The sequence below is a fragment of the Micromonospora sp. NPDC049801 genome, from assembly GCF_040656575.1.
In the GTDB taxonomy this organism is placed as follows: domain Bacteria; phylum Actinomycetota; class Actinomycetes; order Mycobacteriales; family Micromonosporaceae; genus Micromonospora.
In genome coordinates this window covers 336,078-358,995 of the sequence record NZ_JBFAMS010000003.1, presented here as the reverse complement: position 1 = coordinate 358,995, position 22,918 = coordinate 336,078, and the positions used below count along the sequence as shown (strand labels likewise).

The 22,918-nt window shown below is 74.0% G+C and carries 22 protein-coding genes; 13 read left to right on the top strand and 9 right to left on the bottom strand.

Going from position 1 to position 22,918, the window contains the following annotated elements:
• Positions 1-14 precede the first annotated feature (14 nt).
• From AB0I89_RS07420 to AB0I89_RS07410, 3 genes are all read left to right on the top strand, one after another.
• Positions 15-434, top strand: coding sequence for a hypothetical protein (locus AB0I89_RS07420; RefSeq protein ID WP_357121707.1), 420 nt, complete (start codon positions 15-17; stop codon positions 432-434).
• A 70-nt stretch (positions 435-504) separates the two neighbouring features.
• The gene (locus AB0I89_RS07415; RefSeq protein WP_357121704.1) at positions 505-1,680 is read left to right on the top strand and encodes a low temperature requirement protein A; all 1,176 of its coding nucleotides are present in this window, start codon (positions 505-507) and stop codon (positions 1,678-1,680) included.
• A 75-nt stretch (positions 1,681-1,755) separates the two neighbouring features.
• Entirely contained in the window at positions 1,756-3,225 is a 1,470-nt protein-coding gene (locus AB0I89_RS07410; protein WP_357121701.1) for a cryptochrome/photolyase family protein, read from the top strand.
• Here the strand turns inward: AB0I89_RS07410 and AB0I89_RS07405 are convergent, their stop codons facing one another.
• From AB0I89_RS07405 to AB0I89_RS07385, 5 genes are read right to left on the bottom strand one after another with little or no spacing between them, the layout of a single operon-like run.
• A complete protein-coding gene (locus AB0I89_RS07405; RefSeq protein WP_357121698.1) occupies positions 3,226-4,098 on the bottom strand; it encodes an SDR family oxidoreductase in 873 nt (290 codons plus the stop codon).
• Positions 4,085-5,575: an NAD(P)/FAD-dependent oxidoreductase gene (locus AB0I89_RS07400; RefSeq protein WP_357121695.1), complete on the bottom strand. Its 1,491-nt coding sequence runs from the start codon at positions 5,573-5,575 to the stop codon at positions 4,085-4,087. The genes AB0I89_RS07405 and AB0I89_RS07400 overlap by 14 nt, the downstream gene beginning before the upstream one ends.
• 58 nt (positions 5,576-5,633) lie before the next feature.
• The gene (locus AB0I89_RS07395; protein ID WP_357121692.1) at positions 5,634-6,161 is read right to left on the bottom strand and encodes a PH domain-containing protein; all 528 of its coding nucleotides are present in this window, start codon (positions 6,159-6,161) and stop codon (positions 5,634-5,636) included.
• Positions 6,162-6,171: 10 nt separating this feature from the next.
• Positions 6,172-6,633, bottom strand: coding sequence for a hypothetical protein (locus AB0I89_RS07390; protein ID WP_357121689.1), 462 nt, complete (start codon positions 6,631-6,633; stop codon positions 6,172-6,174).
• Positions 6,633-7,112: a hypothetical protein gene (locus AB0I89_RS07385; protein WP_357121686.1), complete on the bottom strand. Its 480-nt coding sequence runs from the start codon at positions 7,110-7,112 to the stop codon at positions 6,633-6,635. The genes AB0I89_RS07390 and AB0I89_RS07385 overlap by 1 nt, the downstream gene beginning before the upstream one ends.
• A gap of 44 nt (positions 7,113-7,156) precedes the next feature.
• Here AB0I89_RS07385 and AB0I89_RS07380 point away from each other — a divergent pair, with 44 nt between their 5' ends.
• From AB0I89_RS07380 to AB0I89_RS07350, 7 genes are all read left to right on the top strand, one after another.
• Positions 7,157-8,134 carry a WYL domain-containing protein gene (locus AB0I89_RS07380; RefSeq protein WP_357121683.1) on the top strand — a complete coding sequence of 326 codons (978 nt, stop codon included), beginning with the start codon at positions 7,157-7,159 and terminating at the stop codon, positions 8,132-8,134.
• 90 nt (positions 8,135-8,224) lie between these two features.
• A complete protein-coding gene (locus tag AB0I89_RS07375) occupies positions 8,225-8,857 on the top strand; it encodes an ATP-binding cassette domain-containing protein (RefSeq protein WP_357121680.1) in 633 nt (210 codons plus the stop codon).
• Positions 8,854-10,128 (top strand): extracellular solute-binding protein, encoded by a 1,275-nt coding sequence (locus tag AB0I89_RS07370; protein ID WP_357121677.1) that lies wholly within the window; start codon positions 8,854-8,856, stop codon positions 10,126-10,128. Before AB0I89_RS07375 ends, AB0I89_RS07370 begins: the two co-directional genes overlap by 4 nt.
• Positions 10,125-11,891 carry an ABC transporter permease subunit gene (locus tag AB0I89_RS07365; RefSeq protein WP_357121674.1) on the top strand — a complete coding sequence of 589 codons (1,767 nt, stop codon included), beginning with the start codon at positions 10,125-10,127 and terminating at the stop codon, positions 11,889-11,891. The genes AB0I89_RS07370 and AB0I89_RS07365 overlap by 4 nt, the downstream gene beginning before the upstream one ends.
• Positions 11,888-14,287, top strand: coding sequence for a tetratricopeptide repeat protein (locus tag AB0I89_RS07360; RefSeq protein WP_357121671.1), 2,400 nt, complete (start codon positions 11,888-11,890; stop codon positions 14,285-14,287). The genes AB0I89_RS07365 and AB0I89_RS07360 overlap by 4 nt, the downstream gene beginning before the upstream one ends.
• Positions 14,288-14,359: 72 nt before the next feature.
• Positions 14,360-14,983: an ABC transporter ATP-binding protein gene (locus AB0I89_RS07355; protein ID WP_355049939.1), complete on the top strand. Its 624-nt coding sequence runs from the start codon at positions 14,360-14,362 to the stop codon at positions 14,981-14,983.
• Entirely contained in the window at positions 14,980-16,410 is a 1,431-nt protein-coding gene (locus AB0I89_RS07350) for a DUF6297 family protein (protein ID WP_357121668.1), read from the top strand. Before AB0I89_RS07355 ends, AB0I89_RS07350 begins: the two co-directional genes overlap by 4 nt.
• Positions 16,411-16,421: 11 nt before the next feature.
• Here AB0I89_RS07350 and AB0I89_RS07345 read toward each other — a convergent pair whose 3' ends face one another.
• Positions 16,422-17,453 (bottom strand): PHB depolymerase family esterase, encoded by a 1,032-nt coding sequence (locus tag AB0I89_RS07345; protein ID WP_357121665.1) that lies wholly within the window; start codon positions 17,451-17,453, stop codon positions 16,422-16,424.
• Between the two features lie 245 nt (positions 17,454-17,698).
• Positions 17,699-18,415 (bottom strand): SDR family oxidoreductase, encoded by a 717-nt coding sequence (locus AB0I89_RS07340; protein WP_357121662.1) that lies wholly within the window; start codon positions 18,413-18,415, stop codon positions 17,699-17,701.
• Positions 18,416-18,485: 70 nt separating this feature from the next.
• Here AB0I89_RS07340 and AB0I89_RS07335 point away from each other — a divergent pair, with 70 nt between their 5' ends.
• Positions 18,486-19,301 (top strand): helix-turn-helix transcriptional regulator, encoded by an 816-nt coding sequence (locus AB0I89_RS07335; protein WP_357121659.1) that lies wholly within the window; start codon positions 18,486-18,488, stop codon positions 19,299-19,301.
• Positions 19,302-19,330: 29 nt separating this feature from the next.
• On the opposite strand, the gene AB0I89_RS07330 is transcribed toward AB0I89_RS07335, so the two are convergent.
• Positions 19,331-19,933, bottom strand: a complete 603-nt coding sequence (locus tag AB0I89_RS07330) for an MBL fold metallo-hydrolase (RefSeq protein ID WP_357121656.1) — start codon at positions 19,931-19,933, stop codon at positions 19,331-19,333.
• A gap of 54 nt (positions 19,934-19,987) precedes the next feature.
• A complete protein-coding gene (locus AB0I89_RS07325) occupies positions 19,988-20,596 on the bottom strand; it encodes a hypothetical protein (RefSeq protein ID WP_357121653.1) in 609 nt (202 codons plus the stop codon).
• 163 nt (positions 20,597-20,759) lie between these two features.
• On the opposite strand from AB0I89_RS07325, the gene AB0I89_RS07320 reads away from it, so the two are divergent.
• Positions 20,760-21,851 (top strand): hypothetical protein, encoded by a 1,092-nt coding sequence (locus tag AB0I89_RS07320; RefSeq protein WP_357121650.1) that lies wholly within the window; start codon positions 20,760-20,762, stop codon positions 21,849-21,851.
• A 76-nt stretch (positions 21,852-21,927) separates the two neighbouring features.
• Positions 21,928-22,791 carry a pentapeptide repeat-containing protein gene (locus tag AB0I89_RS07315; RefSeq protein WP_357121647.1) on the top strand — a complete coding sequence of 288 codons (864 nt, stop codon included), beginning with the start codon at positions 21,928-21,930 and terminating at the stop codon, positions 22,789-22,791.
• Positions 22,792-22,918: the final 127 nt, after the last annotated feature.

The following is a 22,918-nucleotide window of genomic DNA, read 5'->3' as shown; positions in this document are numbered from 1 at the left end:
CACCGGGAGTGATCATGAAAATCGCGCACCTGCCGCTGCGGGCCAGCATCGGCGCGTACTTCCTCGACTCGGGTCTCGGCAAGCGCAATCTGGAGGGCGAGGCCGCGCAGGCCATGCACGGGATGGCGGTGGCGGCAATGCCGCAGCTCGGCCAACTGGACCCACCCCGGTTCGCCAAGCTGCTGTCGTACTCGGAGATCGCTCTCGGGGCGGCGCTGCTCGCGCCGTTCGTGCCGACGCCCCTGGTGGGGCTCGGCCTGACCGCGTTCGGCGCGGGTCTCGTGCAGCTCTACCTGAAGACGCCGGGGATGCGCCGGCAGGGCAGCATCCGACCGACGCAGCAGGGTGCCGGGCTGGCCAAGGACGTGTGGCTGGTCGGCGCCGGCCTGACGCTCGTGCTGGAGGGGCTGACCCACCGCCGTCGGCGCGGCTGATCAGGCGTAACCGCGCCGCCGGCACCCGTTATCGTGTGCCCGACCCCGACGGTCGGCCTGAGGAGCTGCGGTGACCCACAGTCGTTCGGTGCGGCCGTTCTACCGGCCCATGCGGCCCCGCCGCCGGGACGAGCCGCACCGCGCGGCCACTCCACTGGAACTCTTCTTCGACCTGTGTTTCGTGGTGGCCGTGGCGCAGGCGGCGTCCGCCCTGCACCACGACGTCGCCGAAGGGCACCTCGACCACGCGCTGCGCAGCTACCTGATGGTGTTCTTCGCGATCTGGTGGTCGTGGATGAACTTCACCTGGTTCGCCTCGGCGTACGACACCGACGACGACGTCTACCGGATCACCACGCTGGTGCAGATCACCGGGGCGTTGATCCTGGCGGCCGGGGTGCCGCGCGCGTTCGCCGAGGGCGACTTCACCGTCATCACCTACGGGTACGTGGTCATGCGGCTGGCCGCCGTCGTGCAGTGGAGCCGGGCCGCCGCCGGAGATCCGACGCACCGGGCCGCGGCGCGCAGGTACGCGATCGGCGTGACCATCGTGCAGCTCGGCTGGCTGCTGCGGCTGGCGCTGCCGGACCACTGGGGCATCGTCACGTTCCTGCTGCTGGCGCTCGCCGACCTGCTCGTTCCGGCGGTGGCCGAGCGGCCGGGCATGACCCCGTGGCACCCCGGGCACATCGGCGAGCGGTATGGACTGTTCACGCTGATCGTGCTCGGCGAGGCGGTGCTGGCGATCTCCCTGGCGATCCAGACCGGGCTGGACGCGGGCGACCACGGTCTCTGGGCGCTCGCGGCGGCCGGCGCGGTCATCGTGTACGCGCTCTGGTGGCTCTACTTCGACCGCCCGGTCGAGACGCCGGACCGGCTGCCGTACTCCCTGGTCTGGGGCTACGGCCACTACCTCGTCTTCGCCGCGATCGCCGCCGTCGGCGCCGGCCTGCCCGTGGTGGTGGACCAAGAGCGGCACCTCGCGCACGTGTCCGGAACGACCGCCGCGTACGCGGTGGCCGTACCGTTGGCCGTCTTCCTGCTCACCGTCTGGGTGCTGCACGTCCGCCGCCAACAGCACGGCGCGGTGGTGGTCGCCTATCCGGTCGTCGCCGCGGTGGCGCTGCTCGTGCCGCTCGGACCGGCCCCGGTGCCGGTGCTCGCGCTGCTGCTGGTCGCCCTCGTGGCCCTGACGGTGGTGCTGCGCGAACGTGATGCCGGGGCCGTCACGAGCCGTACGGCCTGACATCGATCTGGATCAGACATCGATCATCCGGCCTGCCGGCGCGCGGGACGGCCCGAAAATGGGCAGAATTGCGGGATGTTACGCCGCCGATGGTTGCTGGCCGACCAACTCGGGCCACATTTCCTCGACGACCCCGATCAACCGGTCCTCCTGGTGGAGATCCGGGAGCTGTTCCGCCGCCGCCCGATGCACCGGCAGAAGGCGCACCTGATCCTCTCCGCCCTGCGCCACCGCGCCGCCGAGCTGGGCGACCGGGCGCTGCTGCTGCGCACCGACACGTTCCGCGAGGCACTGACGCAGGTCACCGAGCCGGTGGAGGTGTGCCACCCGCACTCCCGGGCCGCGCTGGCGTTCGCCCGTTCGGTGCCCGGCCTGACCGTGCTGCCGCCGCGCGGTTTCATCACCAGCCAGTCCGACTTCGCGGCCTGGGCGGACCGCACCCGGCGCGGCCCGCTGCGGATGGCCGACTACTACCGGCAGGCCCGTCGCCGGCACGAGGTGCTCAGCGGGCCGTCCCGGATCGCCGCCTCGGCCCCGACGCCGCGCCGCCCGCGCGGTGAGGCCGCCGCCGTGCCCGCCACCCCGCCGCCACCACCGCCCATCGTCGAGGACGACATCGACGCGCAGGTCCGCCGCGACCTCGACGGGTGGGCGGCCGACGGGGTCCGGTTCGTCGGTCGGGACGGCCCCCGGCGGTACCCGGCCACGCACGACGAGGCGCAGGCCCGGTTGGCGCACTTCCTCGCGTACCGGCTGCCCGGGTTCGGCCGCTACGCCGACGTGATGAGCGCCGACGACCCGCTGTTCGCGCACTCGACGCTCTCCTCGTCGTTCAACCTGGGGCTGCTGCACCCCGAGCCGGCCGTGCGCGCCGCCGAGCAGGCGTGGCGGTCCGGCGCCGCCCCCCGTACGGCGGTGGAGCCGTTCATCCGCGGGCTGCTCGGTTGGCGGGAGTTCCTCTGGCAGTTGTACTGGTACCACGAGCCGCGGTTCCGGGGCGCGAACTGGCTGGCCGCGACCGAGCCGATGCCGCAGTGGTTCGCCGACCTGGACGCCGACGCGGTGGAGGCGCGCTGTCTGGCCGACGTGCTCGCCGCCGTCCGGGACCGGGCCTGGACGCACCAGAGCCCCCGGCTGCTGGTGCTGGGCAACTACGCGTTGCAGCGCGGCTGGCGTCCCGCCGAGGTGGCGGACTGGTTCCAGCGCTGCTTCGTCGACGGCACCGACTGGGTGATGAACGCGACCGTGATCGGCATGAGCCAGTACGCCGACCTGGCCAGGGTGGACACCCGCCCGTACGCGGTGGACGGCACCGACATCGACGAGATCAGCGACTACTGCGCCGGCTGCCGGTACGCGCCGGAGCGGGCGCTCGGCGAGTTGGCCTGCCCGTACACCGGGGGTTTCGAGAGCTTTCTGCACCGCAACCGGGAGCGGTTGGTGGCCGACCCGCGACTCGCCGCCGAGCTGGCCCGCCGCGACGAGCCCGAGCACCGGGAGGCGGTCCTGGCCCAGGAGGAGAAGCGCGGCGGCAGCCCGCCCTGATCAGGTGGCGTCGGCGACCGGCGGCGGGACCGGCGCGGGCCGCGCCACGCCCCGGTTCAGGCCGACCATCAGCACCCGGTGGTACGACGCCGGCATGATCCGGGCCAGCAGGTCGGGCACCTTCGCCGACCAGCCGATGAGCACCCGACCCCGCCGTCGCTCGACGCCCCGCAGGATCACCTCGGCGGCCCGCTCAGGGGCGATGGTGAGCAGCTTCTCGAACTGCGCCCGACCGGCGGCGTACTCCTGGGCCGGCACGCCGCTGCCGACGCGGGCGTTCTCGGTGATCCGGGTCCGGATCCCGCCCGGGTGCACCGACGTCACGCCGATGCCGTCGTCGACCAGCTCGTGCCGCAGCGCCTCGGTCAGGCCCCGGACGGCGAACTTGCTCGCCGCGTACGCGACCTGCCCGGCCGGCGCGATCAGCCCGAACAGGCTGGAGATGTTGACCAGGTGCGCGCCCGGTTCGGCCTTGAGCGCGGGCAGCAGCGCGTGCGTCACCTGCGCCACCGCCCGGAAGTTGATCTCGATGACCCAGCTGAACTCGTCGAACGTCACCTGGTCGAACCGACCGCCGAGGCCGACGCCGGCGTTGTTCACCAGCAGCCGGATCCGCGGATGACGCTGGCCGATCTCGGCCGCCACCAACGCGGTGGCCGCCGGGTCGGCGAGGTCCACCCGGTAGGTGTGCACCCGCCGGTCCGGGTGCGCGACGCCGATGGCGGCGACGACGGCGTCCAGCCGCTCGGCGTCCCGGTCCAGGAGCACCAGGTCACAGCCGCGACGGGCCAGGCCGTGCGCCAGCGCCGCGCCGATGCCGCTGGCCGCGCCGGTCACCACTGCCGTCGCGCCGGCGAACTCAAACCTCCGCACGATCGGTGCTCCTTCCCTGGCGGGCGCGGCGGGAGAACCGCACACCCTCGTCGGCGAGCCGGCCGTGCCGCATCAGCAGCACGTCGCGGACGTAGTTCTGGTGCAGCCGCCACGGCGTCCGCGCGCCCTGCCGGGGCAGGGCGGCGACACCGCGCAGCACGTACGAGGAGCGCAGGTCGATCAGCGGCGCCCGCTCATCGCCGGGCGGCGGCAGCGGGGTCACGACGTGTTGGCCGGTCCGGTCCAGGTGGCGCAGCAGCCGGCAGACGTAGCCGGCGACCAGGTCGGCCTTGAGGGTCCACGACGCGTTGGTGTAACCGATGGTCAGCGCGAAGTTCGGCACCCCGGAGAGCATCATGCCCTTGTAGGCGACGGTGTCGGCCAGGTCGACGTCGACACCGTCGACGCGCAGCGTCAGGCCACCGAGGGCGAGCAGGTTGAGCCCGGTCGCGGTGACCACGATGTCGGCGCTCACCTCGTCGCCCGAGGCCAATCGGAGGCCGTCGGCGGTGAACGTGTCGATGGTGTCGGTCACCACCGACGCCCGACCCTCCGCCACGGCGGTGAAGAGGTCGCCGTCGGGCACCACGCAGAGGCGCTGGTCCCACGGGTCGTACCGGGGCGAGAAGTGCCGGTCGACGTCGTACCCGACCGGCAGCAGGCGCGTCGCGGCCCGCCGCAGCAGCCGTCTCACCAGCCCCGGCGCGCGCCGGCTGAGCTGGAACGTGGCCGTGGACAGCAGCACGTTCTTCCACCGCACCACCGGATACGCGACGCCCGCCGGCAGCCGACGCCGCAGGGCGTCGGCCAGCCGGTCGCGTGCGGCCAGGGCGATGAGGTACGACGGTGAGCGTTGCAGCATCGTCACGTGGGCGGCCCGCCGCGCCAGGGCCGGCACCAACGTCACGGCGGTCGCGCCGCTGCCGATCACCACCACCCGCTTGCCGGCGTGGTCGAGGTCGTCCGGCCAGTGCTGCGGGTGCACCAACCGCCCGGCGTACGCGTCGACGCCCGGCAGGGCGGGCGTATAGCCCTCGTCGTACCGGTAGTAGCCGGTGCAGGCGAACAGGAACGAGCAGGTCAGCACCACGGTCTCGGTGGTGTCGGTGCGCTCGGCGTACACCGTCCAGCGGGCGGCGTCGCTGTCCCACTCGGCGCGCGTCACCCGGTGGGAGAAGCGGATGTGCCGCTGCACGTCGTACTCCCGGGCCGTTTCGCGCACGTACTCGAGGATGCTCGCGCCGTCGGCGATCGACCGCGCGTCGGTCCATGGCCGGAACGCGTAGCCGAGGGTGAACATGTCCGAGTCGGACCGGACGCCCGGGTAGCGGAACAGGTCCCAGGTGCCGCCGACCGCGTCGCGCGCCTCCAGCACCGCGTACGTCTTGTCGGGGCAGTCGCGGCGCAGGTGGCAGGCCGCGCCGACGCCGGACAGGCCGGCGCCGACGATGAGCACGTCAACGTGGTCGGAGGGCATCGTTTCCTCCATCCGGGGCGGTGGTCGGACCCTAACACCGCGACCGAACGACCGTTAACTAGCGCCGGACCGCCTGCGGGCCGGAGCGGCGGGACGCCCGCTCGGCGTCGAGCCGAGCGAGCATCCCCTCGAAGTCGTCCGGAGCGAGGACCGGTCCGCTGTTCTTGCGCCACCCGCCCTTGCGGGACCGCCGCTGCACCGACGACTCGAACGCGCCGCCGGTCGTCCGCACCCAGCACGCGAGGCGCACGGTGGGCCCGCCGAGGAACAGCGCGGGACGCGCCTCGAACCCGGTCACCTCCGACCATGGGAACGTCCGGGTGCGCGAGATGTGCCGCAGCCGTACGCCCTCGTCGTTGACGTAGATCCCGGTCAGGTACATGCGGGTGACCCCCGTCAACCACAACCCGAGGAAGGGGAACACGGTGAACACGCCGACATCGTCGCGCGGGTCGAGGTCTCCGCGCAGCAGCGCCGACCCGACGCCGGCCAGCATCGCCAGGCCCACCACCGATCCGACCACCACCATGAGCCCGGTGACCGCCTGGGTGAGGCCCCACGGATCCATCCGCCGCCATCTGCGCACGGCCCGCAGGCTAGTCCATGGACGCTCGCGTCGATTCCATGATCCAGTTCGTCTCCCAGGTGCGTTCGCCGTCGACCGAGAACGCCTGCTCCCAGCGGGCCCTCGTCGCGGTGATCCCGGACCAGATGAACCGGCACCGGACCGGACGCCCCTCGTGCTGGTCGTCGGCGTAGAAGCGGCCCACCCCGTCGACGAAACGACCGACCATCGGCGGCTGCTCCAACTCGCCGCGACCGCTGTTCATCCAGTAGATCGACCACTGCTCGCTCGCCGGGTCGAAGATCCTGATCGTGGCACCGGAGAAACCCCTGGTCGGGAAGGTTATCTCGTCGAAGTTGCCGCCCCCGCCGAAGAAGCTGCGCGCCACCGACACGCCGGGGAACTCGTCCCACTCGTCGCAGCCGGTGAGCCGTTCGCGGAGCCGCCGGTTGACCACGTTCCAGGTGCCCACGTAGAAGTCGAAGTCGCCCATCAGTGGCCCACCGGCCCTTCCGCCCGCGAGTCGCCCAGATAGCCGGCCAGGTCGGGGCTCTCCGGGGCCAGCAGGTGCCGGACCCAGGCGGCCCGCTCGTGCTCCAGCACCGCCAACTCCCAGACGCAGCCGACCTCGCGCCGACCCAGCTCGACGAAGTGGGTCGGGTCGTCGTCCGGGCAGTCCAGCACCGGCTGACCGGCCACCGCGATGTGCGCCTGCAACGCGTTGTCCCACACCCAGGTGTACGCCAACAGGTAGGCGCCGGTGTCCGCGCCCCGGTGCAGCACCACCCACCCGGCGGCCGGCGTGCCGTCGCGCACCGCGCGGGCCAGCAGCGCTGGCAGGACGTCGTAGGCGGCCTTCTCCACCGCCGGTTCGATCGGCTGCCCCGGCTGGTCGATGTGGTAACGCTTGAGCTGCCAACCGTCCACCACGATCGGCTCCAGCGTTCGTAGATCCTTGTCGTCGAATGCCATGCCGGGACGGTAGGACCACTTCGCTGACAGCTAGTGTCAGTGAAGTGCGGGCCAGTCGACTCATTTCCGTCCTGCTGCTGCTCCAGTCGCACGGCCGGCTGACCGCCGCGCAGCTCGCCGAGCGGCTGTCCGTCTCCCCACGCACCATCTACCGCGACGTGGAGTCGCTGCACGCCGCCGGCATCCCGCTCTACGCCGAGGCCGGGCACGCCGGCGGTTACCAGCTCGTCGACGGCTGGCGGACCCGGCTGACCGGCCTGACCGCCGAGGAGGCCGAGCGGCTCTTTCTGGCCGGGCTGCCCGGCCCCGCCGACGAGTTGGGCTACGGCGACGTGGTGGCGGCGCTGCGACTCAAGCTGAACGAGGCGCTGCCCACGCCGTTGCGCGACCGGGCCACCCAGCTCCAGCAACGCTTCCACCTGGATACACCCGGTTGGTACGCGGACGGCGACGCCTCCCCCGAGCTGGCCCGCACCGCCGAGGCCGTCTGGCGGCAGCAGCGCGTGCGGGTGCGGTACCGCAGTTGGCGGGGGGAGGTGACCCGGGTGCTGGAGCCGTACGGCCTGGTGCTCAAGGGCGGCCGATGGTACGTGGTGGCCACGCAACCGGGCCGGTCCGAGCCGGCGACCTACCGGGTCAACCAGATCCTCGCGCTGACCTCGCTCGACGAGGAGTTCGACCGGCCGGCCGACTTCGACCTGCCGGCCTGGTGGCGCGAGCACGTGGTGCGGTTCCGCGCCCGACTGCACCAGGACGAGGCCACCGTACGCCTGTCCCCCGCCGGCCGGCAGCGGCTGCGGGAGATCGGCAGTGATCCGGTGGTGGCCGCCGTGGACGCCAGTGCCGGTCCCGCCGACGCCCAGGGCTGGGTGACCGCCGTGCTGCCGATCGAGTCGTTGACCCACGCCCACGGCGACCTGCTGCGCCTCGGCGCCGACGTGGAGGTGCTGACCCCGGTCGCGCTGCGCGAACTCCTGGCCGCCACGGCCGCCGGCCTGGCAGCCCTCTACGGCCCCCGGTAGGTGCCGTCGCCTTCCACAATGGAAGATCGGCGGGACATCGACTGTCGGCCACGTGTGCCACCCTGGGACGGTCGCCAGCGGTCACCGGAGGTGAGGGCAACGCTACGACTACGCGCGCTGGTCGCCGTCCCCGGCACCGGGCCGGTCACCCTCGACGTCGCGGCCGGCGAGACGGCCGCGCTGGTCGCGCCGCCCCGGGTCGGCACGGCCGTGGCCCGGGTGCTGGCCGGCCTGGCCGCCCCGGTCACCGGTCGGATCATGGTGGGCGCGCGGGACGTCACGTCCCTGCCGCCACCACGCCGGCAGATCGGCTACGTGCCGGCGGGCGGCGCGCTGCTGCCGCAGCTCACCGTGCGGCGCAACATCGAGTACGGCCAACGCAAACGCGAACGGGTGCACGAGATGGCGGACGACTGGACGGCGACGGTGGTGGAGCGGCTGGAGTTGGCGCCGACGCTCGACCTGCTCCCGCACGTGCTCTCCGACGCGCAGCGGTTCCGGGTCGCGCTGGCCCGCGCCGCCGTCTGCCTACCCGAGGTGCTCGTCGTCGACCTGCCCGTCGACCCCGCCGGCGGCAGCCGCCTCGGCGACCTGCTGCCCCGCCTCGCCCCGTCGGAGACGCCGGGGGTCGCCACGCTCGTCTGCACCGCCGATCCGTCCACCCTGGCCGACATCCCGACGCGGCACCACCTGGTCACCGAGCCCGACGAGGCCCCCCGGTGACGTCGGCCGGTGGCCTCAGCCGCCGTACCCTGCTGCGCGCCGCCGCCGTCGGCGCGGCGGCCACGGCGGCCGGGTGCGGCGGCGGCACCCGCTCGATACAGGTGGCGGTGGTCTGGAGCGGCGGCGAGCTGGACCGCTTCCGCGAGGTCGTGGCCGCGTACCCCGCTCCGGTGCGGGTGGTCAGCGCCGGCAACGACATCGACGCGTTCCTGCGCGCCCGGCACCTCGCGGGCACCTCGCCGGACGTGGCGATCCTGTCGCGTCCCGGCCTGGTCACCGAGTACGCCGCGCGGGGCTGGCTGCGCCCGGTGCGACCGTCGACCGAGTACGCGGTGCCGATCGGCCTCGGCGACCTGCTGATAGCCAAGGGGCAGCGCTACGGCCTGTGGGTCAAGGCCGCGCACAAGTCCCTGGTGTGGCATCTGCCCTCGATGCTGCCCGAGCCGCCGACGAGCTGGGACGCACTGGTCTCGCTGACCCGCCGCCTCGGCGCGCTCGCCCGCGACGGCGGTCCGGCGCCCCTGGCCATCGGCGCGGCGGACGGCTGGGTCCTCACCGACTGGTTCGAGAACGTGCTGGCCGACCTCGCGCCCACCGCCTACGACGCCCTCGCCGCGTCCGAGGGTGACTGGCAGGGCCGGGCGGTGCGCGACACCCTGGACCGGCTCGCCGAGCTGTGGAGCATCGACGGCGCGTTCCCCGGCGGCGGCAAACGTGCCCTGCTCACCCAGTACGAGGAGTCGGTGATCCAGGTGGTCCGCTCACGGCGGGCGGTGATGGTCTTCGAGGCCGACTTCACCGCCGAGGTGGTGGGCCGGTTCCGCAGCGGCGCCGAGGAGCCGGTCACCTTCCGCTTCCCGAGCGCCGGGGCGGGCAGCGGCGCGCTGATCGTCGGCGGCGACGTCGCGGTGGCCTTCGACCACGACCGGGGCGGACTGGAGCTGGTCGAGTGGTTGACCCGGGCCGACTCGTTCGGTCCCTGGCTGCGGGCCGGCGGCTACCTGTCGCCGAACACCACCATCGCGCTGACCGAGTACGCCGACCCGGTCCGCCGGCAACTGGCCCGCGAGATGCGCGGCCCGGACACCCTGCACTTCGACCTCTCCGACCAGTTGCCGGGGGCGTTCACCGGCTCCGACGGCGTCGGCATCTGGCGCATCATGCAGGACTTCTTCGCCGACGTCACCGGCGGCGTGCCGGCCCGCCGCGCGATCGACGACGCCACCGGGCAGCTCGCCGCGGCGGCCCGCGAGGCGGGCGGTGACCGGTGAGCGAGACCCGGGTGCTCGGCGAGCTGGCGGTGCTCGACGACGTCGGCCCGCCGCGCCGGGGCCGGGCCTACCCGGCGGCCGGTGCGACCTCCGCCCTGCTGCTGCCGGCCGCGCTGCTGCTCGGGGCGCTGGTGCTGTGGCCGGTGCTGCGCACGCTGCACGCCAGCGTTACCACCGACGGTCGCTGGGTCGGCGCGGAGCACTTCCGGGCCGCCCTCGCCGCGCCGCACACCGGCGCGGTGGTCGGCCGTACGGTGCTGTGGGCGGTGCTGGTGCCGGCCGTGGTGACGGCGTTGGGCTACCTGTTCGCCGTCGTGTCGCGCCGCTCACAGGAGGGTGGCCTGGTCCGGCTGATCCTGCTGGTGCCGGTGGCGTTGCCGCTGGTCGTCACCGGCGTGACCTTCCGGCTCATGTACGACCCCGACCCGACCCGTGGCCTGGTGACCCTGCTCGCCGCGCGGGTGACCGGCCGCTCCACCGAGGACGCCCCGCAACTGCTCGGGCCGGGCCTGGTGACGGTGGCGTTGATGTCGGCGTTCGTCTGGGCGTGGGTGGGGCTGGCCGTGCTGGTCTTCCGGGCCGCGCTGGACCGCGTACCGCCGAGCCTGGCCGACGCGGTACGCGCCTACGGTGGCGGCCGGCGACACGTCCTGTGGGACGCGCAGTGGCGGCCGCTGTTGTTGCGTACCGTCGCGGTGGTTTTCGCCCTGGTGGCGCTCGGCACGAGCCGCACCTTCGACCTGATCCTGGTGATGACGCCCGGGTCCGTCCGCGACGACGCGGCGGTGCTCGCCCTGCGGGTCTGGCAGACCTCGGGCGGCACCACCACCGGGCAGGGCGCCGCGCTCGGCGTCGTCTGGCTGGCGGCGGTGGCCGCCGGAATGCTGGTGGCGGCGTTCTTCGTCCGCCAGGCGTGGCCGCCGCCGCGGGTCGAGGCGACGCCCGACGCGGCGCCGACGCGGCCGCCGCGCCGGCTGTTCCGGGTGCTCGCCGCCGCCGCCGCGGTGGCCTGGCTCTTTCCACTGGTGGTGCTGCTGGCGACCTCCGCGCACGGGCAGGTCGACGCCGCCGCGCAGGGCTGGTGGTCGGCCCCGCCCGGCGCGGGCTCCTACGAGGCCCTGCTCGGCGGCGACGAGCTGTGGCGGGCGCTCGGCTTCACCCTGCTGCTGGCCACCGTCGTCACCGCGACGGTTCTCGTCGTCGGGCTGCTGGCCGCGTACCCGCTGGCGTGGCTGACCGGGCCGGCCGCGCAGGCGACCGGCCTGCTGCTGATGGCCGCCACCGTCGTCCCGGTGCAGGTGATCGCCGGGCCGGTCAACGAGGTGCTCGGCCTGGTGCTCTCCTCCGGCACCGCACGCGGGTTGGCGCTGGTGCACGTGGCGCTGGGGGTGCCGTTCGCGGTGCTGGTGCTGCGCAACGCGTTCGCTGACCTGCCGGCCGACCAGGTGCGCGGCGCTCGCCTCGGCGGCCGGCGGTGGTGGGGCACGCTTCGTCGACTGGCCCGGCACAACCTGCCCGCCGTGGTCGCCGTGTCCGTGCTGGAGTTCGTCCAGGTCTGGAACGACCTGGCGGTGGGCCTGCTGTTCAGCAGCCCGGAGGCCACTCCGCTCGGGTTGTTCCTGGCCGGGCAGAGCCGCGGCTTCGTGTCCAACAGCGGGGTCCTGGCAGCCGGTTCGGTGCTCGCCTCGGTGCTGCCGGTGGCGCTCATGGTGCTCGCCCGGCGGCAACTCGTCGCCGGCCTGGTCTCCGGGGGCGTACGGTGACCCGCCCCACCGGCGCGCCCGGTCGAGGGCCGAGGTGGCCGCTGCTCGCCGCCGTCGTCTCGCTCCTCGGCGGCGTGCTCGGCAACGTGGGCATCAACCTGCTCTCCGAGCTGGTGAGCAGCGCGCTCGGCCCGGCCGCCGAGCTGCTCGGCCCGGCGAGCATCGTGATCGGCCTCGTCGGCGCGATTGGCTTCGCGGTGTACGCGCATCAGCGCCGGGCCGGGCGGAAGACCGGTCCGGAGCCCACCGAGGTGGTCAGCACGCCGGTCGAGGATGTGCCGACCCTGCCGTACACGGCGGGGTTCACCGGCCGCGACGAGCACGTGCGGGCGGTGCTGGACCTGCTCGCGCGCGAGCACGCCGTGGCGGTGCTGGGCCGGCGGGCGGTGGGCACGTCGGCCTGCGCCATCGAGGCGGCGAACCTGTGCCGGGCGGACTTCCCGGACGGGCAGTACCACTTCGACCTGCGCCGGGGCGGTCGACGCCGGTCTCCCCGGCAGGTGCTCACCGCGTTGGCGGGGGTCCTGGGCAGCGCGCCGCCGGTATCCGGTCGGCCGGACGCCCTCGCGGCCGCGGCCGCCGCGATCCGCCGCAAGATCGACGGTCGCAACATCCTGCTGGTCCTGGACAACGTCGACCGGCCCGAGCAGGTCCGCGCGCTGCTACCGCCGACCGCGCGCACCTGCCGGCTGCTGCTGGCCGGCGGTCCCGCGCTCAGCGGGTTGAACGGGGTGGTGGAGCACTGGATCGCCGAGCCCGGCCCGGACGAGGCGGTCGAACTGTTCGCCGCCGCTGGCGGCGCCGCCCCGGCCGCCCGGGTCCGCCGCGCCGACCCGCGTACCGATCCGGCCGTACGCGAGATCGTCGACCTGTGCGGCCGGCAGCCGCGCACCGTCCGCGCGCTCGGCTACCGCACGGCCCAGCACGGCTGGCGGCACGTCGACGTCCTGGACGCGCTGCGCCGGGCGGTGCGCACCCCGCCGCACCAGCGGGTCGCCGTCTCGCCGGCGGCCCAGCTCGTCACCGAACGGGACACCGCCTACCGGGCATTGACCCGCGAGGCCCGCCGGCTCTACCGCCTGATGTCGCTGGCGCCGGCCCCGGTGGACCGGCCGACCATCGCCGCGCTGGCCCGCCGGCACCCCGAGCGGATCACCGGGCTGCTGGACCAGTTGGCCGCCGCCGCGTTCGTGGTCGGCGCCCCCGGCGACCGGTACGAGGTCCGTCCGCTGCTCGCCGCGAACGCCCGCCTGCACCTGCGCGACGCCGACCCGGCCCGTTCCCGGGTCGCCGCGCAGGCCCGGCTCACCCGGCATCTGGCCCGGCGGGCGGAACGGCACGCCGCCAACCTGACCGTGCTGGGCTCCCCGCCGGACCGGGAGTGGTCGCTGCCGCTGGACGACGACCCGTACGGCTGGTTCGACCTGCACCAGGAGTTGCTGCTCGCGGTCGTCCGGGTGCCCGCCGGGGCGGCCGAGACGCTGCCCCGACGGGTACGCCGGTGGTGGTTCCGGTTGGCCGTGGCGCTGTGCGGGTGGCTCGCCCACGTCGAACGGCTCGACGAGTGGGAGCAGGTGTGCCGCACGGTCCTGGCCACCCCGACGGCCGACGACCGACCGGAGATCGCCGGCTGGGCGCACAACGAGCTGGGCGTGCTGCGCCGACGTCGGCACGACCCGCAGGGGGCGGCGGCGGCGCTCACGCTCGCGGTGGCCGAACGCGGCCGGCGGGGCACCGCCCAGGCGCGGATGAACCTCGGCCTGGCCCTGCTCGACCTGGGGCAACTCGACGACGCGGTGGAGCACCTGGAGCTGTCCCGCCGGCACCGCTCGTCCGCGGACCGGGCCGGGCACGCCCTCACCCAGCTGGGCCTCGGCGCGGCGCAGCTGGCCCGGGGTGAGCTGGACGCCGCACACCACCATCTGGTGCGGGCGGCGAACACGTTCCGGTCGGTGGGTGACGCGCGCGGTTACGCCGCCGCGCTGACCAACCTGGTGCTGGTGCACGCCAGCCTCGGCGAGCACCTGGACGCGGCGCAGGCCTGGCGGGCCGCGCTGCGCGAGTACGAGTCGGTCAACGACCCGACCAGCCGCGCCGCGGCGCTGCTCAACGCGGGCGCGACGCTGCTGACCAGCGCGCCGGGGCAGGCGCGGGCGGCGTACGAGCTGCTGGCCGAGAGCCGACGGCTGCGCGAGGACGTCCGGCCCACGGCGGGGCTGGCGCGTACCCTGCTCTACCTGGGCGACGCCGCCGCGGCGCTGGGCGACCGGGCCGACGCGCGGCGGCGGTGGGCGGACGCGGCGACGGTGGCCGAGGAGGTCGGCGACGACCGGGCGCTGGCCGCCGCCGACGAACGCCTGGTACCCGACGTCGAAGCGCCACCGGCCACCCCCTGAGCGGTGTGTCCCCCCGGGTCGGCGTGATGTCGATCGCTCGTCGTGGTCGGTGGCGTCGGTCTGGGAGAGTGTGTGACCGTGGACGCTCTCTCGGTGCGGGGACTCAGCCGCAACTTCGGCAACCTGGTCGTGCTCGACGATGTGACCTTCACGCTGCCGCCGGGCCGGATCGCGGTGGTGCTGGGCCCCAACGGCAGCGGCAAGACCACTCTGCTGCGCTGCGTGGTGGGCGCCGACCGGCCGGACGCGGGCGAGGTGCGGGTGCACGGGTACCGGGCCGACGAGACCGACCCGCAGGTGCGCTCGCTGGTGGCCGCCGCCCTGGACGACATCGACTTCTTCCCCGACCTGTCCGTGGTCGAGCACCTGGAGCTGGTCGCGTACGCCCACGGGGGCAACGCCGAGCCGGTCGAGGAGGTGCTCACCGAGCTGGGCCTGGAACCGGCCCGTGATCAACTCCCGGTCACCCTGTCCAGCGGGCAGCGCCGCCGGCTCGCGCTGGCGTCCTGCTTCGTCCGGCCGCGTCGGGTGCTCATCCTCGACGAGCCGGAACAGCGCCTCGACGTCGCCGGACGGCAGTGGCTCGCCGACCGGCTGCGGCGCGAACGCGACGCCGGCACCACCGTGCTGATGGCCTCGCACGACCCGGAGTTGATCGACGCGGTCGTGGACGAGCGGATCGAGATCGGCCGGTGACGGCCGCGCCGACCACGATCGCCGAAGCGCCCGCCGGGCTGCCCACGGCCCGACAGGTCCGTACGCACCTGCGCCGCGCCCGCCGCCGCCACCACGAGCACTCGCTCGGCGATGTGCTGGGCGACGCCTACGTCATGGTGCTGTTCGTGGGCATGTACGGCTGGTTCGCGATCAGCGCCAGTCGCAACATGCTGGACTCCCCCACGGTGGGCCAGGCCGAGCCGGGGGTGCGGTGGTGGCTGGCCCTCGCCGCGCTGCTCGCCGGCGCCGGGCTCGTCTGGCGCGGCCTGCGCGCGTTCGGCCCGCTGCTGGTCACCCCGGCCACCCAGAGCTGGGTGACCAGCGCGCCGATCGATCGGCGGGCCTGGCTGGCGCCGCGCCTCGCGGTCCTGGTGGCGGGCGCGGCGGTGGGCACGGCCGCGCTCGGGGTGGCCGTGGCGGCGCTCGGCGGTGTCAGCGACCCGGCGACCCTGGGCTGGGCGGCCGCCGCCGGCGCGGGATGGGGCGCCGCCACGCTGGCGTTCAGCGTCGTCGCCCAGAGCAGCCGGACGGGACGGCGGTGGCCGGCCCTGGCCGGCGCGGTCCCGATGGTGGCCGCGGCGGTCATCACCGCCGTCGTGGTGCTCACCGGCCGCCTCGGCGAGGGCTTGCCCCGGCCGTCGTCGACGCCGACCATCGCGCTGGTCGCCGTCGCCGTGCCGCTCGCGGTCGTCGCCACGGTGTTGGCGGTACGCGCGCTGCCCGTCGTCGACCGGGCCACCCTGACCACCGGCGCGCAGTTCGCCAACGCCGCCGCCACGGCCACGATCCTGCTCGACCCGAGCCTGCTGACCGGCCTGGTGGAGAGCCGTCGTTGGCGGCGGGTCGGCCGGGTCCGCAGCAGTCGCTTCCTGCCCGGTCCGGGCTGGTGGGCGTTGCTCCAGGCGGACGTCCGACGACTGCGCCGGCACCCCAGCGCGCTGCTGATCTGGGCGGGTCTCGTCGGTGTCCAGTACGCCGCCGCGCTCGCCCTGCCCGGCCTGGCCGGGGCCGCGCAGGTGGTGTTCGCCTATCTCGCCGTCAACCGGCTCACCGGCGGGCTGCGCGCGGTCAGCCGGTCGGCCGGGCTGCGCCGGGCGCTCGGCGGCAGCGACGCTCTCCTGCGCGGCGTCCACGTGGTGGTGCCGGCGATCGGCGCGGGCCTGTGGTGGCTGCTGACCCTGCCGAGCCTGCCCGGCGTCGACGCCGGCCCGACCTGGCTCGCGCCGACGCTGGTGCTCGGGGTGGTGGCCGCCGCCTTCCGGGCCGGCACCCGCCCGCCGATCGACTACGGCGGCGCGACGGTCAACACGCCGTTCGGAATGGTCCCGGTCGACCTGCTGCGGCAGGGTTCCCGGGGGCCGGCGCTGCTCGCCGTGGTCGTCCTGCTCCAGCTGTTCCTGGGCTGAGGCCGTCGCCGTCAGCCGTCCAGACGGCGGACCATGTTCATGATCGTTTCGAGCTGGGCGCCGCCCTTGATCGGGAAGTTGGTCGCGCCCAGGTAGCCCCACCAGTCCCAGCAGCCGTTGGGGTTGCTCAGCGCCGTGCCGGCCTGCGGATAGAGCACGACCAGGTTGTTGGTGTCCGCGTACTGGTTGAGGTTGGCCCGGTCGACGAACGCCGTACCCACCGACCCGGCCCCCTGCACACAGCCGTGCAGCGCGACCAGCAGCCGGCACGACTGGCCGACCGCGCACGCCGACGGGACGTACGCGTAGCCGTTGGCGTCCATGCTCAACCCGTTGGCCCAGCCGTTGACGGCGAACGTGTTCTGGTCGAAGCGCACGAGCGTGCCGCCCAGCGCTCCCGTGTTGCGCGCGTTGACTCCGCCGAGCAGTTTGCGCAGCAGGGCGTTCTGCGGATCGGTGCCGCAGTCGTTCAGGTAGGGCGACGCGGTCGCCGTACATCCCAGCGTGCCGTACGGGGTTACCCACGCGTGACCGGCGGCCGAGCCGCTGTCGTACTGCACGCTGGCGCCGAAGCGCTGGTAGTAGCGGACCAGGTCGTCGGTGACGGACTTCTTGACGGCGGTGTCGTTGTTGCCGTGGAACACGTACACCGGGTCACCGGAGAGGTTGCCGACCGGGTCGACCCAGCCGTACGACGCCCAGGTGCGGGTGTACGTCTCCAGCGCCGACACGTTCGTCGGGTAGATGTTGTCACCGCAGCCGTAGAGCGCCTGGGCGACGGTGTTCTGGGAGCAGTAGTAGGGCCCGGCGGCGAAGACGGCCGCGCCCCGGATCCGGGACGAGTAGGCGACGTGCAGCTGGGTGGCCAGGTAGCCACCGGAGGACACCCCGGCCACGTACACCCCGGAGATGTTGTAGGTGCCCAGCGACCCGGACACCGGGGTCGTGGTGGCGGGGGTGGCGGCCTGGGCGGGGGCCGCGACGGTCAGGATCAGCAGCAGGACGGCGGTCAGGGCGGTGACGGCTCTGCGCGGTGTGGTCATGGACGCTCTCCTCGGCAGCGCCGGCGGGGGCGTCGACGCGCGCCGAAGCTACCGTGACGTGGACCACACCCGACATGAGCCCGACCGACACGCTTGTCGATGCCGGTGTGTGCGCGGCCCACCCACGAGGGTCGTGGCGACGCGCCTGCCGAGGTTCCATCCGGGCCCTGTCGAGCTGCCCCGGAAATGGGGCATCAGGACCCCCGCGCGGACGGCGTCGGCGAGCGGGCGGCGGCGCCAATGACTCACCAGGGCACGGGCGTTCCGTCCCAGGAGAAGAAGCCACCGGTGGGGCCGTCGTCCGGCAGCAGGGCCAGGCGGAGGGCGCCCTGCGCGGCCTCGGCCGGGTCACCGCCGGCAGCGGCGGCCCGAGGGTTGAGATCGGTGGCCCGCAGGCCGGGGGCGAGCGCGTTGACCTTGAAGCCGTCCTCCGCCAGCGTCTGGGCGTACAGGACGGTGAGGGCATTGAGAGCGGCCTTGGACGACCGGTAGGCGGCGGCGGCCCCGCTTCCCGGGGTGAACTGGGGGTTGGGGGTGGTGCTCCAGGTCAGCGACGCGGTGCCGCTGGAGATGTTGACGATGCGCGGACTCGGGGACCGGCGCAGGGCGGGCAGGAAGGCATTGGTCACTGTCACCACCCCGAACACGTTGGTCTCGTAGGTGCGCCGGTACTCCTCGACGCCGGTGCCGGTCGGCGGATCGAGGGACGGCGAGATGCCGGCGTTGTTGACCAGTACGTCCAAGCCGTCGATCTGAGCCGCGGCCTCGGCGGCGGCGTCGGGATCGGTCACGTCCAGGATCAGCAGACGGGCTCCGGCTCCGATCTCCTCGACGGCCCGCTGCCCGCGCCCGGGGTCACGGGAGCCCACGTACACGGTGAGACCCTCGGCCGCGAGCAGTCGGGCGATATCCTTGCCGATGCCCTTGTTGGCACCGGTGACCAGAGCTGTGCGTTCATCCATGACGCGAGTCTTCCCTGGTCGGGGGGTGCTCTGTCAGGGACAGCCGGTACCAGGCAGTTCAGGAGGCGACATGGCGAGGCAGGAGCTGGCGCACTACCTGCGGGACCGCCGGGCGGCCCTGCGTCCGGGCGATATCGGCCTGGCGGTGACGGGCACCGACCGCCGCACGCCGGGTCTGCGCCGCGAAGAGGTGGCGGAGCTCGCCCACATGTCGGTCGACTACTACACGCGGCTGGAGCAGGCGCGGGGGCCGCGGCCGTCGGCCCGGATCCTGGACGCGCTGGCCCGCGCGCTGCGGCTCACGCCGGCCGAGCGCAGCCACCTGTTCCGCCTGGCCGGTTCGAGCGCGCCACCTGGCGTCAGCGCCGTGCGGCGGGTGCGCCCGCACGTGGCCCGGATGCTGGAGCGGCTGCCGGAGACCGCTGCCATCGTCACGGACGCGGCGTACGACGTTGTCACCTGGAATCCGCTGGCCCGAGCACTGCTCGGCGCCGACCCTGGAGGCGGGACGACGAACCTGGCCCGACGCCGTTTCCTGGGCCAGGGGCAGATGTACGAGAGCTCCAGCGCCGAGGAGTTCGGGCACATCGTGGTGGCGCGGCTGCGCCGCGCCGCGGACCGCTACCCGCGTGACGCGCAGCTGGCCGCGCTGCTGGCCGAACTGCACGCCGGCAGTGCGGAGTTCCGGCAGATCTGGGCGGCGCGTCCGGTCCACGCTCCCGGGCATCGCACCAAGACCCTGGACCATCCAGCGGCCGGTGCGCTGCGGTTGAACTGCGACGTCCTGCTCGTGCCCGAGGATGACCAGGAAGTCGTCCTGATGACGGCCGACCCCGGATCACCTGCTGCGCGGGCCCTGCGCGGGCTGGCCACGCAGGCGACCTGAAACGAAGGACGCGCGGACGGCCGCGTCGCTCAGGCGGTGTCGCCCGGGGCGAGGTGGCGGTAGCCGGGGATGGTCTCGGCGAACCAGCCGGCCACACTTGCCAGGCCACGATCGTTGAGCTGCGCGTCGTGAATGGGGTACGCGGCCTCGGCGCGCACCGCGCGGGCGAAGCGGATCGCCTCGTCGAGGCGGAGCCACGACCCCTGGGCGGGCACGAGCAGGGTGCGCACCGGCTCGTCCGGCACGTGCACCGAGTCGCCCGGGTGGTAGAGCCCGTCACCGACCAGATAGCCGAGGTTGGGACAGTCGGGCTGACCCTCGTGGATCACGGCGTGCCGGCCGCCGTGGGCGCTCACCGGGATGCCCGCGGCGGTGAAGCGCTGCCCCGGACGTACCCGGGTGACCGGCAGCGGGGCGAGGTCGGGCAGCCGGGCCCCCTCGGGGGCGTACACCGGCACGCCGAGCCCGGCCAGCCGCAGCACGTCCACGTGGTCGGTGTGCTCGTGAGTGACCAGGACGGCGTCCGCGCCGACCAGCGCGCGCGGCTCGCTCCAGGTGCCCGGGTCGATCACCAGCACCGCGCCGTCCTGCTCGACGCGGACGCAGGAGTGCGTGAATCGGGTGATCCGCATCCGCCGACGGTACCCGCGCCCTCGCCCAGGAGTTGACCGTCGACGGCAGCACCGTCACCGCCGCCGCCCCGGTGACATGCGGACGATGTAGAGGAACTGCGCTCCGAACGCCGCGAGCGCGACCGCCACCCCGGCGACGACCATCAGCCAGTGCCAGCCCCCGACCATGCCGAGCACCAGGGCCACGCCCGACCCGACCAGTGCCGCGTTGACCGCGCCCACGAGCGCGGCCGTGGTGAGCAGGAACTCCCAGCGCCCGGGCCGGGTGCCCACCAGCATCCGCGCCGTATCCGCGCTGTCGTCGGACGCCACGGCGTCGGCGAAGAAGTCGTGCTCACTGGCGAGACGGTGGTGGTAGTAGGCGCGGATGCGCTGGATGCGCTTCATGTCCAGCGAGTTCTCCACGGTGGTCTCCACCAACCGCAGGAACGTCAGCCCGCCGATGATCACCAGGGTCGGCAGCACCGCGCCCAGATAGGGCCGCACCACCTGGTCGTTGCCGGCGGCGAAGCCGAGACCGATCAGGGCCGCCGACAGCACGGACAGGAAGATCGTGGCACGCCCGGTGGCCTCGTCGATCGTGCCGGCGCGGGACGTCTGCAGGGCGTAGTGCTCGGTGTTGAGGACGCTCAGCAGCGCCTTCTCGCGTTCCGCGTCGTCCACACCGTCACCTTCCGCGCTCGCCCGACTCCGATACCGTCACCCTACGAGTGGCACAGCGGGCCCGACCGACGAAACGACCGGTCGCGAACGGGACAGCGAGCGGCAAAGCCGGCACGTATCCTCCGCATCTCGGCGGGCATGGGCCACGACGGAAGGGGACCGGATGCCCAAGTGGGCGGGGCGGGGCCGCCAGCGACGCGCCTTCGTGGTCGGTGGGCCGTTGCTCGGTGTCGCGCTGGTGATGCTGGTGGCCGCCTGGCGCAGTGCCGGCTTCCTCAGCGACCTGCTGCTCAACCTCGGGTCCAGCGTCGTGCTCGCGGCCATCTCGTACGTCATCTTCGATCCGCTGTTCGAAGAGGCCCGCAAAGCCCGGGTGCAGGAGCACCTGAGCTTCGACCAGGCGGCGTTCGTGACGCGCCTGCGCCGCTCGGCGCGCCGGGTCCGCATCCTCGACACCTGGACGATCCTGCTGGAGCAGCGGCACCGCGAGGAGACCTTCGACGCCGTACGCGCGGCGCTCAGCAACGGCGCCCACGTCCAACTGCTCCTGCTCGATCCCGACTGCACGGCCGCGCAGCAACGCTCCGAGGAGTTGGAGCGGCAACGGGTGGATGTGCCGCGCCAGATCCGTACCAACCTGCGGCACCTCGCCGCGTTCTCCGACGGCCTCGATCCGGCGGTGCGACACCGGTTACAGGTACGGCTCTACGACGCGTCCCCGTCGATCCAGCTCTACCAGTGGGACAGTCGGGCGCTGATCTCGTTCTTCCCGATCGGGAAGCTGTCGTTCAACGTGCCCCAGCTCGAGGTCGACATGGACAGCCCGTGGGGCGGATTCGTGCACTCCCGCTTCGAGGAGCTGTGGGAGCACCAGCGGGAGACCTCGAACCTGGACCAGTACTGGTCGGTGACCGTGACTCTGCGCCACGAGGACTCCGACGTCGTCGAAGTGCGCGTGCCCTACGTGACGGTGGAGGGGCAGCACTACGTCGACTGCCGGGCGTTCCGGGTGACCGGCCCGCTGACCGTGCGCGCCGTCCTGCCGCCCCGCCCGGGAGCGATGCCAGCGGTGTTCGCGCTGGCTGAGCCGGCCGACGGCGACCGGACGCCGGCCGCCGTCGTGGCCCGGCACTTCGACCAGAAGTACGGGCACGGCGACGGGCAGCGGGCAGTTCGCCGACTGGTGCCGCCGCCGGAGGGTCCGCGTACCCCCGTTCCTCGTGCCGCGGCGGCCGGCGACACGCACGGAGGGTGACCCGGCTTCGACTCGTCGGGTGCCGGGCGGGACACTGGTGACCGCCCGCGTGCCACCGACCAGGAGGAGTGTGCCCGTGCCGCCCAGCCCCGGGCCGACGCCGCTGCGGGCCGACTGCGCGCGCTGCTTCGGGTTGTGCTGCGTGGTGCCGGCCTTCGCCGCGTCGGCCGACTTCGCCATCGACAAGCCGGCCGGGCGGGCCTGCCCGAACCTGCGCCCGGACCACCGCTGCGGCATCCACCCGGAGCTGCGGGAGCGCGGATTCGCGGGCTGCACCGTCTTCGACTGCTTCGGCGCGGGGCAGCAGGTCGCGCAGGTCACCTTCGGTGGGCGGGACTGGCGGGACGCTCCGGAGACCCTGCCGGCGATGGCCGAGGCGTTCCGGGTGCTGCGTCCGCTGCACGAACTGCTCTGGTATCTCACCGAGGCGCTGTCGCTGGGCCCCTCGGCCGGGTTGCGCGCCGAGCTGGACCGCGCCCGCGTCGAGATCACCGGGCTCACCGAGGGCGATCCGACTCGCCTGCGCGCGGTGGACGTCGACGCGCACCGGGCCCGGGTCAACCCGCTGCTGTCGCGGGCCAGCGACGCGGCGCGCGCTCCCGGGGGCATCGACCGTCGGGGCGCCCACCTCTTCGGCGTGGACCTGCGTCGGACGGACCTGCGCCGGGCCAATCTGCGCGGCGCGCTGCTGATCGGCGCCGACCTGCGGGGCGTGGACCTCACGCTGGCCGATGTCACGGGTGCGGACCTGCGCGGGGCCGACCTGCGCGGCGCGGACCTGCGGACGACGCTGTTCCTGCACCAGGCGCAGCTCGACGCCGCGCGTGGTGACGCGCGCACGGCCCTGCCGGCGACGCTGACCCGGCCGCCGCACTGGACGGCGCTCGCGCTCACACCGGTGCGCGCCCCGGCTGCGAGCCGCCGTGGGCGGCGACGCTGACGACGGTACGAGGTCCGCGTCCGCCGGCTGATCCCGCGCCGGCCGGACACCCCGTCGCCGACAACCCCGGCCGCCGAGCCGGCAGCGGCCGGCGGACGAGGTTTCGTGGGTGACCCGCCGGGTAGCC

What these genes read in the sequence shown, in the direction of transcription:
- AB0I89_RS07345 (WP_357121665.1), bottom strand. Translation starts at nt 17,453, where the DNA reads ATGACCACACCGCGCAGAGCCGTCACCGCCCTGACCGCCGTCCTGCTG.
- AB0I89_RS07400 (WP_357121695.1), bottom strand. Translation starts at nt 5,575, where the DNA reads ATGCCCTCCGACCACGTTGACGTGCTCATCGTCGGCGCCGGCCTGTCC.
- AB0I89_RS07320 (WP_357121650.1), top strand. Translation starts at nt 20,760, where the DNA reads ATGCCCAAGTGGGCGGGGCGGGGCCGCCAGCGACGCGCCTTCGTGGTC.
- AB0I89_RS07420 (WP_357121707.1), top strand. Translation starts at nt 15, where the DNA reads ATGAAAATCGCGCACCTGCCGCTGCGGGCCAGCATCGGCGCGTACTTC.
- AB0I89_RS07330 (WP_357121656.1), bottom strand. Translation starts at nt 19,933, where the DNA reads ATGCGGATCACCCGATTCACGCACTCCTGCGTCCGCGTCGAGCAGGAC.
- AB0I89_RS07335 (WP_357121659.1), top strand. Translation starts at nt 18,486, where the DNA reads ATGGCGAGGCAGGAGCTGGCGCACTACCTGCGGGACCGCCGGGCGGCC.
- AB0I89_RS07410 (WP_357121701.1), top strand. Translation starts at nt 1,756, where the DNA reads ATGTTACGCCGCCGATGGTTGCTGGCCGACCAACTCGGGCCACATTTC.
- AB0I89_RS07340 (WP_357121662.1), bottom strand. Translation starts at nt 18,415, where the DNA reads ATGGATGAACGCACAGCTCTGGTCACCGGTGCCAACAAGGGCATCGGC.
- AB0I89_RS07390 (WP_357121689.1), bottom strand. Translation starts at nt 6,633, where the DNA reads ATGGGCGACTTCGACTTCTACGTGGGCACCTGGAACGTGGTCAACCGG.
- AB0I89_RS07385 (WP_357121686.1), bottom strand. Translation starts at nt 7,112, where the DNA reads ATGGCATTCGACGACAAGGATCTACGAACGCTGGAGCCGATCGTGGTG.